The organism is Glutamicibacter protophormiae, from assembly GCF_016894325.1.
In the GTDB taxonomy this organism is placed as follows: domain Bacteria; phylum Actinomycetota; class Actinomycetes; order Actinomycetales; family Micrococcaceae; genus Glutamicibacter; species Glutamicibacter protophormiae.
In genome coordinates this window covers 1,817,960-1,830,078 of the sequence record NZ_CP069806.1, presented here as the reverse complement: position 1 = coordinate 1,830,078, position 12,119 = coordinate 1,817,960, and the positions used below count along the sequence as shown (strand labels likewise).

Below are 12,119 nucleotides of genomic sequence, written 5' to 3'. Positions count from 1 at the left end.
ATTACTGACCACGCTCCCAGTAAGCTGGGCCAACCGGTTCGTGGAAGTCGCTCTGGGCTACGAGGTAGCCTTCAGCGTCCACCGTGATTGGCAACTGCGGAAGTGCGTGACCTGCCGGGCCGAAGACAACCTTGCACTCATTGGCGAGGTCGAAGGTCGACTGGTGGCAAGGGCACAGCAGGTGGTGGGTGTGCTGCTCGTACAGAGCAATCGGGCAACCCACGTGGGTGCAAATCTTGGAGTAGGCGACGATGCCGTCTACGTTCCAGTCTTCGCGGCCCTCGGAGATGTTCATCTCCTGTGGATCCATACGCATCAGCAGAACAACGGCCTTGGCCTTTTCGTTCAGCACGTCCTCGGCTTCGTTCAATCCCTCGGGAATGACGTGGAAAGCCGAGCCGATCTGTACGTCCGAAGCCTTGATCGGGGTACCCGATGGGTCGCGGGTCAAACGAACGCCGGTGTCCCACATGGTGTGACGCAGCTGTTCGACCATTTCGCCAGCGGTCTTTCCGGAACGCTCAAGGTCGCGGAACATGAAGATCGCAGGGATCGGTGCCAAGGCGATGGCGCCGATCAGGGTGTTGCGGATCAGCGGACGGCGCTTGATGCCAGACTCGTCGATGATGGTGTCAACGATGTCGACTGCATCCTGGCGATCTGCTTCGGTGCGAATTTCGTGGCGGCTCTCGACCAGTTCGTGGTCTGGCATCAGGGTCTTGGCCCAGTGAACGATGCCGACACCGATGCCCAGCATCGCGAATGCGGTGCCGAGGCCCAGAGCTGCGTTCTGAACGCGAAGTTCAGCGAAAGTCATGTCGCCCAGGTGGCCCAGGACGAAGTAGGCCACGAAGAAGAACAGCGTGCCGATGATGGAGATGGTAAATAGGAGCGCTACTTGGCGCTCGTGTCGCTTGGCTGCGCGCGGATCGCGGTCTGCGAGACGCGGACGGTGCGGAGGTAGTCCTGGATCCGGGAACCGGTCCTGAGCCACATCGTCAGCCTTAGCAACGGTGCCCGAGTTTTCGGGACTGCCGTGACTATGGTCGCCCATGTTTCTCTCTCATCCTTCTGTTAGGAATTTTTGTACGTAGTGATGTTTGCGGCGCTACGCCGCGAGTGCCTTAGGAAGGACGCGAGGTCAACCAAATGGTGAAGGCGATGATAATACCCAGACCAGCGGTCCAGACGAACAGGCCTTCAGCCACTGGGCCAAGCGATCCGAGTGCGAAACCGCCGGCGGAACCATTGGCTTCAATGGTCTTCAGGAAGGTGACAACGTCGCGCTTCTCGTCCGGGGTGATGTTCGAATCGTTGAACACAGGCATGTTCTGTGGGCCGGTAACCATTGCCTCGTAAATGTGCTTCTCGCTGACACCAGCCAGGGTCGGAGCAAACTTACCGCGGGTCAGGGCGCCACCGGCAGCAGCGGCGTTGTGGCACATTGCGCAGTTGACGCGGAACACGGTTCCACCATGAGCGGCGTCGCCCTTGGTGGTATCCAAGCTTTCCTCATCCGGGATAGCCGGTCCTGCGCCGAGGCTGGCTACGTAAGCAGCCAACTGCGAGATCTGGTCATCGGTGAACTGCACTGGCTTTGCCTGGGCCTGAGGGCCCTGCATCTGCATCGGCATACGTCCGGTGCCAACCTGGAAGTCAACCGATGCGGCGCCAACGCCGATCAGCGACGGACCCGTGTTGGTTCCTTCTGCATTCATACCGTGGCAGGTGGCGCAGTTGGCGACGAAAAGCTTTCCGCCTTCATCTACATCCGACTGCGAGGCAGTGGTGGTGTCCGCAGCCTTCGCTTCGCTGATGCTTCCCGCTGCAGTGTAGAGACTGCCGGTAATCAGCAATCCGAATAACAGCAGGGCCACAGCGGCGAGCGGGTGGCGGCGCTTTTTCGAAAGAGCCTTCACTTGCTGATTCCTCACTTAATTTCTTGGTGTGGTGTTGCCGTACTTCTGTGGAGGCAACTGATGAATTGTTAGTTGCCTACTTGAGGAAGTAGATGATCGCGAACAGAGCAATCCAGACAACGTCAACGAAGTGCCAGTAGTAGGACACGACGATGGCGCCGGTTGCTTCGAAGTGACCAAACTTCTTCGCGAGCATCGCACGACCAATGATCAGCAGGAATGCAATCAGGCCACCGGCAACGTGAATGCCGTGGAAGCCAGTAGTCATGTAGAACGCCGAAGCATAGCCGTTCGAGTTCATAGCAACGCCCTCATGAATGAGGACGACGTATTCGTAGGCCTGGACCGAAACGAAGATAGCCCCAAGGATGAAGGTGAGAATGAACCATTCGATCATTCCCCATTCCTTGAGGTTGAACACTCCGCCGGTGCGGCGAGGCTTAAATGCCTCGGCCTTGAAAACACCAATCTGGCACGAGAACGAGCTGGACACCAGAATCAAGGTGTTAACCAGCGCGAACGGAACGTTCAGCTTGGCAGTTTCAGTCGCCCAGAGTTCGGGCGCGGCAGCACGGAGGCTGAAGTACATGGCGAAGAGGGCGGCGAAGAACATGAGCTCGCTGGAGAGCCACACCATCGTTCCCACCGACACCATGTTTGGGCGGTTCGGCGCATGTGGCGCCGTCGTATTTGGGGCATGAGTCGCAGTTGTCACACTGACATTATGTCTCTAAACGGCCCTCAGATACCAATACAAACCGGGCCTGACAGTGGTTTCTTCCACCACATCAGGGCAACAACCGCGGAAACACGCGGAAGTTCGAATCAAACTCTTTCTACAATTCGTAGAGCTTGATCCGGCGAGTCACGCGAAACATTCACTTATGCAACATCTGTGTTGCGTAATTCTTCCCTGCAAAGTGCCGATTTCGGAGGCTGGAGTCGCAACTTCTTAAGACATGAAGTGGAGAGATTTCCGCGCTTCTCGTTAGGCTTACATACGTGTCAACGAGCCCTGTAAACGAAAAGTTCCCGACGTGGCCAAATCTGCTGGCCACACTGATTTCGGGCGGCGATCTGAGCCGCGACGAAGCAGGCTGGGCCATGAACGAAATCATGAATGGCGAAGCGAGCGACGTACAAATCGCTGGCTTTTTAGTCGCCCTGCGCGCCAAGGGTGAAACCGTCGCCGAATTGACCGGTTTGGTGGACTCGATGGTGGCAAATGCCCGTCCACTGAGCGTCAATGCACCAACTCTAGACATTGTTGGAACCGGCGGCGATCGCCAGAACACCGTCAATATTTCGACCATGGCGACCTTGGTCTGCGCCGGCGCCGGAGTCAGCATAGTTAAGCACGGCAATCGAGCCTCGTCGTCTTCCTCCGGATCTGCCGACGTGCTTGAGGCCCTTGACGTGCGCCTGGACGTACCAATCGAGCGCCTTGTTGAGGTTTACGACAAGGTTGGGATTGCGTTCTGTTTTGCCAATATCTTCCATCCCTCGATGCGTCATGTCGCCAATGCCCGACGTCAATTGAGGATCCCTACCGCGTTCAATTTCATGGGTCCATTAACCAACCCGGCCTTGCCCAGCGCTTCGGCCATCGGATGCTCAGACCTGAAGATGGCCCCGATTATGGCCGGGGTTCTGGCCAGCCGCGGCGTCCGCGGGCTGGTATTCCGGGGAGAAGACGGCCTGGATGAGTTGACTACCACCGCATCGAACCGCGTTTGGGAAGTGCGCAACGGGCAAGTCAACGAGTTCACTTTTGACGTCCAGGAAATCGGGATCGCACGTGCGACCCTCGAAGACCTCCGCGGAGGCGACGCACAACATAACGCCCAGGTTGTACGCGACATTGTCAACGGCGCCACCGGCCCCGTACGCGATGCAGTCCTTGTCAACGCCGCCGCCGGCATCGTTGCGTTCGACGAGAAGGCCGAGGGCAGCTTCAAGGATCGCATGGCTGCGGCCCTCGACCTCGCCAAGCAGTCGATCGACTCCGGCGCCGCAGCGGCGGTGCTCGCGACCTGGTCTGAAACCACAACGGCTATTGTTGGCAGCTAGGCAAGTGCCGCAGCCAACAAATTGAGGCCTTGGTTCGTCGCTTTACAAGCGATGAACCAAGGCCTCGTTTTTTATTGTTTCGCCTATTCGCCCAAGTCCAGGGAGAACGCCGCATCGAGATCGTGCGTAGAGTACGCACGGAACGCGATGTGCGTCTGGGTTCCGCGGATGCCGGGGATCTTGGAAAGCTTGTTCGCGATCACTTCCGCAAGGTCCTCATGCTTGTGCACATGAGCGATTGCGATCAGATCCCAATCGCCGGCAACTGAGTAGACCTCGCGAATGCCTTCGATCTCGGAAATCTGCTGGGCGGATTCGGGAATGCTGTCGGTAGCCGTCTGAATCATTACGAATGCGGTAACCATTGATACCTCTCAATGCTCGTGACCCGCCTGCTCTTGGGCCATCCTCTTGACTCAACCTTAGTCGACAATGGGTGAGATTCGAGCGTTTTGAGAACAAACGGGACACCCATGCTACAAGTTTTAAAATTTGTAAAATCAAACACAATGTTTTAACATTGTTTCATGATTGTCTTGACGATTGATCAGAGGCGTTCACGTTCCTCTGACGACAAGGTTGAAGCACTGGTCAAACAGGCTAATGCTACCGTACCCGTGGTGCGCCCGTTCCAACGCACCGCGGGAGATGAAATCCAGGCCGTGATGGACGACGCCTCGGAAGCGATCCGCTTGGCGGTCATGATGGCCGCTTCAGGGGATTGGAGCGTTGGCATCGGTTTCGGCCAGGTCGAAACGCCATTGCCGGCTGAAACGCGCGCGGGCCGAGGTCCCGCATTTGAGTTCGCCAGGGTGGCCGTTGAACGAGCCAAGAACACCAATGCGCATTTGGCGGTCCACGGGCCGACCAACGAGGCTTCTCGGCTGGAGGCCGAGCTCCAGCTAACGGCTGCCGTTGTTTCAAAGCGCCGTGCCACGGCGTGGGAAGCCGGAACGCTGGCCGATGAGGGGATGACCCAGCAGCAAATCGCCGTGCGCCTCGGAATCACTCAGCAGGCTGTTTCGTCTAGGCTGTCAGCAGCACTATGGTTCGAAGCTAATCGAATGATGGATGAGGCTGCCAAGTCGCTGGCGCGCCAATTGAAGCTGATAGGGGAGTAGCTCCTGTGTTCTGGACCGCTTGGGCAGTTCTGATCGTTGCCACCGGCTTGTCTGCCGCCGCGAGTTTTCTCAGCTATGCGAAAGGACGCCGCGCGTCGATCCGCACCTGGATTACCCTCGTGGCCGCCGTGCTCGCGCTGGCTTCGCTGATCTTGGGTCTCGTCGGCCACGCGGTACACGAGAGCGAGTCCGTACCGGCAGTGTTATCGATTTCGCTGAGCGTGCTCTTCGCGCTTGCGTTCGGTGGGCCCTTCACCGAACTGGTTTTCACGATGGCTTCCAGGGCCCCGATGCCTCCGGCGAAAGAAAAGTCCGATCCGTCACCGCTGCGTGGCGGGTTGTGGATCGGACTTCTGGAACGCGCAGCCATTGTGGGTACGCTCTGGGCCGGCTGGCCCGAGGGAACTGCAGTTGTTCTTGCCGTCAAGGGACTTGGCCGATTCGCGGAACTGAAGAATCACCAGGCCGCTGAACAGTTCATCCTCGGGACGTTCGCCAGCGGGCTTGTCGCAGCTGGCGCTTACGGATTAGGCCTGTTGCTTAGCTAAGCGCTTGGCTACCAGTCCGGTGATGAGGCGCCGGCCCAACAGGAACAGTCCAAGCACCAGGGTGGCAACGATGATGAAGGCTACAGCTGCGGTGTCGTTGAATGCCAGTCGCAAAGCGATGCCCAAGGCCACGGTGCCGATCCAGATCAGCAATCCGGTGGGCCACAGGTTGTTAATGGTTTTCCATGGACGCGAAGCCAGGGTCACGATCGCGTAGCCGATCAAGAATGGCAGCGCTGTCCACAAGATGCCGCCCAGCGACAGCCCATGTTCATGCTCGCGGCGGCCCAGCAGGGCGAAGATGACGATGAGTACTAGATCAATGGCGACCCAGGCGGGCCACTGACGGATTTTTTGAGCCATGAAAATATCCTAGGTTCTTCCTCGCGCTACAACGAATCATTTGATGTCGCTTACAGTTTTGACGTGTGGCAGCCGGAGCCGGAAGGTCTCGTCAGGAGCAAGAAAGGCGGTTCCCCGCGTGCTGGAACACACCAATGGAATTCTTCAAAAGTGGCAGGTCCCGTTGTACCTGCTTGCTGTGGCGACCGCCGCATCGTTCGGCCTGTTGCAACCGCAGACGGCCACGGTGCTGGATTCAGGGATCAACCCGGCGTTGGCACTATTGCTCTTCGCGACATTTCTCGCCATTCCGCTCACCCGGCTCATCGGAGCCTTACGCAACATCCGTTTCCTCATGGCCGCGGTGCTGCTGAACTTCGCGGCTGTTCCGCTTATTGTCTGGCTGCTGAGCCGCGTGGTCGCCGCAGATGCCGAATTGATGATCGGCTTGTTGCTGGTGCTCCTCGCGCCGTGTGTCGACTATGTTATCGTGTTCACCCGGATCGCCGGGGGAGCGAGCCACCAATTGCTGGCGGCCACGCCGGTCTTGATGCTGCTCCAGGTGGTCATGCTGCCCATCTATCTTTCTTGGTTCGCGGGCCCGGCCTTGGGCGCGGTCATCACCCCCGAACCGTTCGCCCATGCGTTCACGTGGCTGATTGCCGTTCCGCTCGTTTCAGCCATGCTGGTCCAGCTATTGGCCCGCAGGTTCAGGTCGGCCGAGGTTATCGAAAACCTGATGGATCTGCTCATGGTGCCGCTGATGATGCTCGTGCTGTTCCTGGTGGTGGCTTCACAGGTCAGTTCAGTCAAGGCCGAGTTCTCCCGTCTGCTGGCGGTTGTGCCGCTCTACGTGCTTTTCCTTGTCGTCATGCCGCCCGTGGGGAAAGGCATCGCACGCATCTTCAAACTCGCAGTGCCGGAGCAGCGGGCCCTGGTTTTCTCCGGTGCCACACGCAACTCGCTGGTCGTCCTGCCCCTGGCCTTGGCCATGCCCGCGTCACTTGCACTGGTCCCAGCCGTGGTGGTGGCCCAGACGATCACCGAACTTCTCGGAATGCTTGTCTATGTCAAGGTGGTGCCTCGGCTGCTGCCAGGGTCCCCGGTCCAGGGCAGATCCCCGCAAACCTGAGAGGCCTCGGAAGATCCATCCGTCGTGCCGGAATACCCCTGTCACGGGTCTACACTGAGCAGACCAACCAGAGGGGAGTACCAGCCATGGGGAACCTGATCTACGGCATGAATGTGAGCCTGGATGGATATATCGCCGACACGGAGGGTGATATTTCATGGGGCGTTTCCACCGAGGAGCTTTTCAGATGGTGGCTCGAGGAGGAACAGGCGGTGAGCCTCATGCTGTACGGGCGCAAGCTGTGGGAAACCATGAGCTCATATTGGCCAACGGGGGACAGGTCGCCCGAGGCCCGGCCCGACCAGGTTGACTATGCCCGCAACTGGAGGGACACTCCCAAAATCGTGTTTGCTTCCGACAGCCTACCGCTTGATTGGAACACGCGGCTGGCTACCGGTGATGCCGTGGCCGAGATCCGGACGCTCAAGGAACAAGTTAATGGGTCCATCCGCATCGGCGGTGCATCGCTTGCGTCCGCCGCCATGCGGGCGGGCTTGATCGATGAATACACCGTGGTCACGCATCCGGTGTTGCTCGGCGGCGGCAACCCGTTCTTCTGCTTGCTCGACCAACACGTGCACCTCGAGCTTGTGGAAACCCGGGTCTTCGACGGGGGAGTGACCATGAACAGATACAGGTCCGCGACCTGAGCGCACGGCCCCGCACACAATTCCTCCAGAGAACCACCCGGGGGCCTTCGAACTTGCCTCAGTCGGTCAGCAGCCTTCTGAACCCAGGCAGGGTCTGAAGAATATTCACTGGTACCGCCTGGCGACGCCGCAAAGTTTGTGGAATGGTGTAGACCAACTCTGTGCAGGGGGCGCGAAATGGGTCGCATCGTTGCCGTGAATTTCGTCAGTCTCGACGAGGTCATGCAAGCGCCATTGTCGTCGGAAGAAGACCGTGATGGAGGCTTCACGGCCGGTGGTTGGGCCGCAGCGACGAGTGATGACACCGTCGACGAAGTCATGCAAAAGGCCACGATTTCCGCGGCTGGCATGTTGCTGGGCCGAAGGACCTATGACATCTTCGCCGAGGTCTGGTCGCAGGCGAACGCAGCAGACCCCGCCATCGCGGCCATGAATCGAATGCGCTAGTATGTTGTCACCCAAAGCGCCAGCGAGCTCGAATGGATCAACAGCCAGCGCCTCGGGGGAGAGCTGGTGGCCTCAGTCCGCAAGTTGCGTGAATCGGGCAACGGAAACCTGGTCGTTTTCGGTTCGAGCCAATTGCTTCAAGCCTTGGCGAAAAATGACTTGATCGATGAGTATACGTTGCTTCTGTACCCGGTCATCCTCGGCTCCGGAAAACGACTTTTCGCAAATGACGACCACCGCAGGAACTTCATCTTGTCAGACTCGCTGATCTCGCCGACCGGCGTCGCCATCCTGACCTACCAGCGATCTGCGGATTCCTGAACGTGAGAGGCCAATCCTCAGGCGGAGATGGTGAACGGGACGGCTCTCGATCGCTCCGGCCCGGCTGTCTATCGACAACGCTGGATCGTCACCACTGGTCAATCCCTACGGGGGTGATTCCATTGAGCGCAGGCATCATCAAAGAATGCTTGCACATGCAGGTCAACCATCAGCCAGCAGTTGGTTGGGGACCGCCAGATTTCCACCACTTTACATAATGTAGATTATCGGCTTATTTGCAATGTCCCGGAAAGTGGGTGTTTTTCATTGAAATCGCATCACAGGACCACATCAGCGACAGCGTGTCACGAAGCTTCGCCGTCAGCCTGCTGCTCCATGCGGTACCGCGCAAAGTCCAGCGTCTGGCGGATGTACTCACGCGCACGCTCATCACGCATCGAATAGATCATGTGGCGGCCGGACTTACGCGTTTGCAGGACGCCAGCCGTGCGAAGCCGCGTCAGCAACTGGCTCGCAATTGTCGGTGTCACGCCAACCTGCTGGGCCAGCTCGGACAACGTGCGATCCTCCTGGCATAAAGCCCACAGAATCTGCAACCGCGCCGGATCGGAAAGCGTCTTCAGTACCAATACGGACATGTCCAGCAAGTCGCCGTCGATGATTTGGTCGCGCATCGGTTCAACCACAGGTTCGCTGGTCATGACACACGCTCCCAATCATCCGCTTGGCGCCCGGGACTTTCCCGGAGCCGCTACATGCTTCCCGTTCGCAAGTGAGTCCATTATGGTCATGCAAGCGAATAAAGCGATAGGTTCACCCCGGAGATCTCAGAAATTACTGCCTTCCCCTCCAGCGCACAGACTGCTCCCCCGAATAAATCATCTAACTCGAAGAACTCAATACGTGTTTTGACCTTCTGTTTTCCTTTATCCGTGGCTTTCGTGGTGCTCTCGACCGCTTATGGCGTGGCCCGGGGCACGTAAATTGGCCAACACCGCGGCAGATGGGAAGATTTACCTATGCCTTCTTTGCCCCCGATATCAGCACCGGCCAGGGAGCTCGAGGCTCGGATCCTGCGGAATATCGAAGACCATCAGGTGTCTCCCGACACCCAGCAGATGCGGTTGATCTCGATTCTCAGCTCCGCAGCCGCCAGCAGGTTCTCTGACGAACACCATGGAGCCTACATCTACGGCCCGCCGGGACGCGGCAAAACGCTGATCATCAATGCGCTGGTTGCCTCTTCGCCTCGGCAAACCACCGCGCGGTTCCACTTCCACGAGTTCTTCCAGAACCTGAACTCCCCCAAAAACCGTGTGCCCGGGCAACGCCTCGGCGCGATCTTCAGCCAAGGGCTGGAACGCGAGCTCAAGGGGTTGAAGACCCTGGTCTTCGACGAGTTCCACTGCACCGAGCCCGGCGACGCGATGCTGATGGTGCGGCTGGTCAAGTACTGTGCGGAACATTCGATCTTCTTGGTGGCCACTTCGAACTACGAGCCGGACCGGCTGCTGGACGACGATGCCTTCCACCATCTGGTCCAGCCGACCATCGCCTCGATCCGCGATAACTTCACCGTTTTCGAACTCGATGGATCCGTCGACTACCGTACGTTGGCCGTGGACGGCGAGGCCTGCGACCGGGGGTACCGAGCGGGCACCCTGTCGGTGGGCGTCACCGCCGAGCCAAGCACCGCACGGCGAGAAATGATCCGGATCGGATACGACGAGATCGGCCCGGCCTGCGTGGCGGATGAATCCATCTGGATCGGCTTTGACCAGTTGTGCGGCACCCGGCGCAACACGGCGGACTATCTGGAGCTGGTCCGACGATTCACGCGTTGGCATATCACCGCAGTTCCGGCCAGCCGGGACTTGCCCATGGACGAGGAACGCCGTCTGGCGAACGTCCTGGACATCTTCTACGACCGCGACATCGAGCTGCACCTGTATACCGCCGACGGGCTCGAACACCTGGGCTCGTCGCTGCACGACACCGAACGCGACCGGCTGGCCTCACGCCTGGCCCAGCTGCAATTCATTGAACTTGAACGGATGGGCCTCTGAGCATGAGCATCACCTACTCCCCCGAAGAACTCGAGATCCTCGTCGCCGGCGTGCTCGGCACGGCAGAGAACAACGTGGTGCCGATCGTCCAGCTGGGCCACCCGGTGCTGCGCCAGCAGGCTGTCCGCTACACCGGGCAGTTGCCGGGGAAACTGCTCGACGAGCTGCTGTCGGTCATGCGCCAAACCATGTACGCCGCTCCGGGTGTCGGCCTGGCCGCCCCGCAAATTGGTATTCCCCTGCAGATCGCGGTGCTGGAAGACCTCTACAGCCTGCCCGAAGACATGGCGGCCGAACGCGAGCGCGAACCGCTGGAGTACTTCGAGATTTTCAACCCGCGATACGAGCAGCTTGGGGAACGCACCGCCGAATTCTACGAAGGCTGCCTGTCCTTCGACGGATTCCAAGGCGTCGTGACCCGCCCGGCGGACATCAAAGCCAGCTACGAGGACCGCGAGGGGAACCCGGTGGTCCGTGAATTCTCCGGCTGGCAGGCCCGGATCGTGCAGCACGAGACCGACCACTTGTCCGGGACCGTCTACATCGACAAGGCGGCCACCCGCTCGCTGATCAACGAGACCGAACTGTGGCGCCACCAGGGCCTGTCCGTGGCCTCCGCCAAGGAAGCACTGGGATTCTGATGCCGGACGCCACCACGTTGCTCTGCCCCGTCTGCCAAGGCGCCTTGGACTTGTCCAGCGAACCGCGCCGCACACTGGCCTGCCCGGCGGGCCACCGCTTCGACGCGGCGAAACAGGGCTACTTCAACTTCCTGACCGGCAAGGGGACGAATTTCCTCGAGGACACCTCGCCCATGGTGCTGGCCCGCGAGGCCTTCCAAAATCGAGGGCACTACGCCCCGCTGGCCGCCGAACTCGCCGCCCTGGTCACCGGGCACCACACTGCCCAGCAGCTGGACATCATCGATGCCGGCGCCGGCACAGGCTACTACCTTGGCGAAATCCTGGACCGCCATCCGGCGGCGCGCAAGGACGCGCTGGCCATGGACATCTCCCGGTTCGCCATGCGCCGGGCCGCCAAGCTGCCGGATACGCTCGCGGTTGTCTGGGACGTTTGGCGGGCCATCCCCAGCGGCGACGGATCACGCGACGTGGTGCTCAACTGCTTTGCGCCGCACAACCCTGCGGAGTTCCGCCGCGTGCTGCGCCCGCGGGGCCTGTGCCTGGTGGTCACCGGGGCCGCCGACCATCTGGAAGAGGTCCGCGAACCGCTGGACATGCTTTCGATCGCCGGCGGCAAGCAGGAATCCCTGGTCGAGAAATTCGGCGCTGAGCAGCTGACCCATCTGAGCTCCCGCAACATCAAGTACCAGATGGAGCTGGAACCCGAGGACCTGTTTAATCTGGCCTCCATGGGGCCTGCCGGGCACCATCTGGCCGCAGAGGTCCTGCGCGCCAAAGCCGACGCGCTCGGCCGGCGCACCGTAACAGCATCCTTCGACATACATTTATTCGTCCCGCAGGGCTAGAAAATACCCCAAAATGACTACACTTTTCGTTCGCTGATTACGGCAGAATGGAG

16 protein-coding genes are annotated in these 12,119 nt (G+C 59.6%); 10 read left to right on the top strand and 6 right to left on the bottom strand.

Annotated features, from left to right (window positions below; all coding sequences use genetic code 11):
• Nucleotide 1: 1 nt before the first annotated feature.
• From qcrA to ctaE, 3 genes are all read right to left on the bottom strand, one after another.
• Nucleotides 2-1,054 carry a cytochrome bc1 complex Rieske iron-sulfur subunit gene (qcrA, locus tag JQN66_RS08540; protein WP_188948229.1) on the bottom strand — a complete coding sequence of 351 codons (1,053 nt, stop codon included), beginning with the start codon at nt 1,052-1,054 and terminating at the stop codon, nt 2-4.
• Between the two features lie 70 nt (nt 1,055-1,124).
• Nucleotides 1,125-1,919, bottom strand: coding sequence for a cytochrome bc1 complex diheme cytochrome c subunit (gene qcrC / locus JQN66_RS08535; protein ID WP_188948228.1), 795 nt, complete (start codon nt 1,917-1,919; stop codon nt 1,125-1,127).
• A 76-nt stretch (nt 1,920-1,995) separates the two neighbouring features.
• Entirely contained in the window at nt 1,996-2,634 is a 639-nt protein-coding gene (gene ctaE / locus JQN66_RS08530) for an aa3-type cytochrome oxidase subunit III (RefSeq protein WP_204677384.1), read from the bottom strand.
• 389 nt (nt 2,635-3,023) lie between these two features.
• Between ctaE and trpD the strand changes: the two genes are divergently transcribed.
• Nucleotides 3,024-3,989: an anthranilate phosphoribosyltransferase gene (gene trpD / locus JQN66_RS08525; RefSeq protein ID WP_229777342.1), complete on the top strand. Its 966-nt coding sequence runs from the start codon at nt 3,024-3,026 to the stop codon at nt 3,987-3,989.
• 83 nt (nt 3,990-4,072) lie between these two features.
• Here the strand turns inward: trpD and JQN66_RS08520 are convergent, their stop codons facing one another.
• Complete coding sequence (locus JQN66_RS08520; RefSeq protein ID WP_188948225.1) at nt 4,073-4,354, bottom strand: Lrp/AsnC family transcriptional regulator; 282 nt, start codon at nt 4,352-4,354, stop codon at nt 4,073-4,075.
• 162 nt (nt 4,355-4,516) lie between these two features.
• Between JQN66_RS08520 and JQN66_RS08515 the strand changes: the two genes are divergently transcribed.
• Nucleotides 4,517-5,110 carry a sigma factor-like helix-turn-helix DNA-binding protein gene (locus JQN66_RS08515; RefSeq protein WP_188948224.1) on the top strand — a complete coding sequence of 198 codons (594 nt, stop codon included), beginning with the start codon at nt 4,517-4,519 and terminating at the stop codon, nt 5,108-5,110.
• A 5-nt stretch (nt 5,111-5,115) separates the two neighbouring features.
• On the top strand, nt 5,116-5,658 hold the full coding sequence (locus JQN66_RS08510) for a hypothetical protein (RefSeq protein WP_204677383.1): 543 nt from the start codon (nt 5,116-5,118) through the stop codon (nt 5,656-5,658).
• On the opposite strand, the gene JQN66_RS08505 is transcribed toward JQN66_RS08510, so the two are convergent.
• Nucleotides 5,638-6,021 carry a DUF3054 domain-containing protein gene (locus tag JQN66_RS08505; RefSeq protein WP_204677382.1) on the bottom strand — a complete coding sequence of 128 codons (384 nt, stop codon included), beginning with the start codon at nt 6,019-6,021 and terminating at the stop codon, nt 5,638-5,640. The two genes, JQN66_RS08510 and JQN66_RS08505, sit on opposite strands and share 21 nt — an antisense overlap.
• Before the next feature lie 118 nt (nt 6,022-6,139).
• Here JQN66_RS08505 and JQN66_RS08500 point away from each other — a divergent pair, with 118 nt between their 5' ends.
• From JQN66_RS08500 to JQN66_RS08485, 4 genes are all read left to right on the top strand, one after another.
• Complete coding sequence (locus JQN66_RS08500) at nt 6,140-7,132, top strand: arsenic resistance protein (protein ID WP_239464179.1); 993 nt, start codon at nt 6,140-6,142, stop codon at nt 7,130-7,132.
• An 86-nt stretch (nt 7,133-7,218) separates the two neighbouring features.
• Nucleotides 7,219-7,782 (top strand): dihydrofolate reductase family protein, encoded by a 564-nt coding sequence (locus tag JQN66_RS08495; RefSeq protein WP_204677380.1) that lies wholly within the window; start codon nt 7,219-7,221, stop codon nt 7,780-7,782.
• A gap of 177 nt (nt 7,783-7,959) precedes the next feature.
• Complete coding sequence (locus JQN66_RS08490; protein WP_204677379.1) at nt 7,960-8,229, top strand: dihydrofolate reductase family protein; 270 nt, start codon at nt 7,960-7,962, stop codon at nt 8,227-8,229.
• Nucleotides 8,230-8,295: 66 nt separating this feature from the next.
• Entirely contained in the window at nt 8,296-8,550 is a 255-nt protein-coding gene (locus tag JQN66_RS08485; RefSeq protein ID WP_239464178.1) for a dihydrofolate reductase family protein, read from the top strand.
• 305 nt (nt 8,551-8,855) lie between these two features.
• On the opposite strand, the gene JQN66_RS08480 is transcribed toward JQN66_RS08485, so the two are convergent.
• Nucleotides 8,856-9,212 carry an ArsR/SmtB family transcription factor gene (locus JQN66_RS08480; protein WP_188948217.1) on the bottom strand — a complete coding sequence of 119 codons (357 nt, stop codon included), beginning with the start codon at nt 9,210-9,212 and terminating at the stop codon, nt 8,856-8,858.
• 318 nt (nt 9,213-9,530) lie between these two features.
• Here JQN66_RS08480 and zapE point away from each other — a divergent pair, with 318 nt between their 5' ends.
• From zapE to JQN66_RS08465, 3 genes are read left to right on the top strand one after another with little or no spacing between them, the layout of a single operon-like run.
• Nucleotides 9,531-10,577 (top strand): AFG1/ZapE family ATPase, encoded by a 1,047-nt coding sequence (gene zapE / locus JQN66_RS08475; protein WP_204677378.1) that lies wholly within the window; start codon nt 9,531-9,533, stop codon nt 10,575-10,577.
• Nucleotides 10,578-10,579: 2 nt separating this feature from the next.
• Nucleotides 10,580-11,218 carry a peptide deformylase gene (locus JQN66_RS08470; protein WP_204677377.1) on the top strand — a complete coding sequence of 213 codons (639 nt, stop codon included), beginning with the start codon at nt 10,580-10,582 and terminating at the stop codon, nt 11,216-11,218.
• Nucleotides 11,218-12,066, top strand: a complete 849-nt coding sequence (locus JQN66_RS08465; RefSeq protein ID WP_204677376.1) for a putative RNA methyltransferase — start codon at nt 11,218-11,220, stop codon at nt 12,064-12,066. The genes JQN66_RS08470 and JQN66_RS08465 overlap by 1 nt, the downstream gene beginning before the upstream one ends.
• Nucleotides 12,067-12,119 lie beyond the last annotated feature (53 nt).

Excerpts from the sequence above, each read along its gene's own strand:
- qcrA (WP_188948229.1), bottom strand. The coding sequence starts at position 1,054 with ATGGGCGACCATAGTCACGGCAGTCCCGAAAACTCGGGCACCGTTGCT.
- trpD (WP_229777342.1), top strand. The coding sequence starts at position 3,024 with ATGAACGAAATCATGAATGGCGAAGCGAGCGACGTACAAATCGCTGGC.
- JQN66_RS08520 (WP_188948225.1), bottom strand. The coding sequence starts at position 4,354 with ATGGTTACCGCATTCGTAATGATTCAGACGGCTACCGACAGCATTCCC.
- JQN66_RS08515 (WP_188948224.1), top strand. The coding sequence starts at position 4,517 with ATGATTGTCTTGACGATTGATCAGAGGCGTTCACGTTCCTCTGACGAC.
- JQN66_RS08505 (WP_204677382.1), bottom strand. The coding sequence starts at position 6,021 with ATGGCTCAAAAAATCCGTCAGTGGCCCGCCTGGGTCGCCATTGATCTA.
- JQN66_RS08495 (WP_204677380.1), top strand. The coding sequence starts at position 7,219 with ATGGGGAACCTGATCTACGGCATGAATGTGAGCCTGGATGGATATATC.
- JQN66_RS08490 (WP_204677379.1), top strand. The coding sequence starts at position 7,960 with ATGGGTCGCATCGTTGCCGTGAATTTCGTCAGTCTCGACGAGGTCATG.
- JQN66_RS08480 (WP_188948217.1), bottom strand. The coding sequence starts at position 9,212 with ATGACCAGCGAACCTGTGGTTGAACCGATGCGCGACCAAATCATCGAC.
- zapE (WP_204677378.1), top strand. The coding sequence starts at position 9,531 with ATGCCTTCTTTGCCCCCGATATCAGCACCGGCCAGGGAGCTCGAGGCT.
- JQN66_RS08470 (WP_204677377.1), top strand. The coding sequence starts at position 10,580 with ATGAGCATCACCTACTCCCCCGAAGAACTCGAGATCCTCGTCGCCGGC.
- JQN66_RS08465 (WP_204677376.1), top strand. The coding sequence starts at position 11,218 with ATGCCGGACGCCACCACGTTGCTCTGCCCCGTCTGCCAAGGCGCCTTG.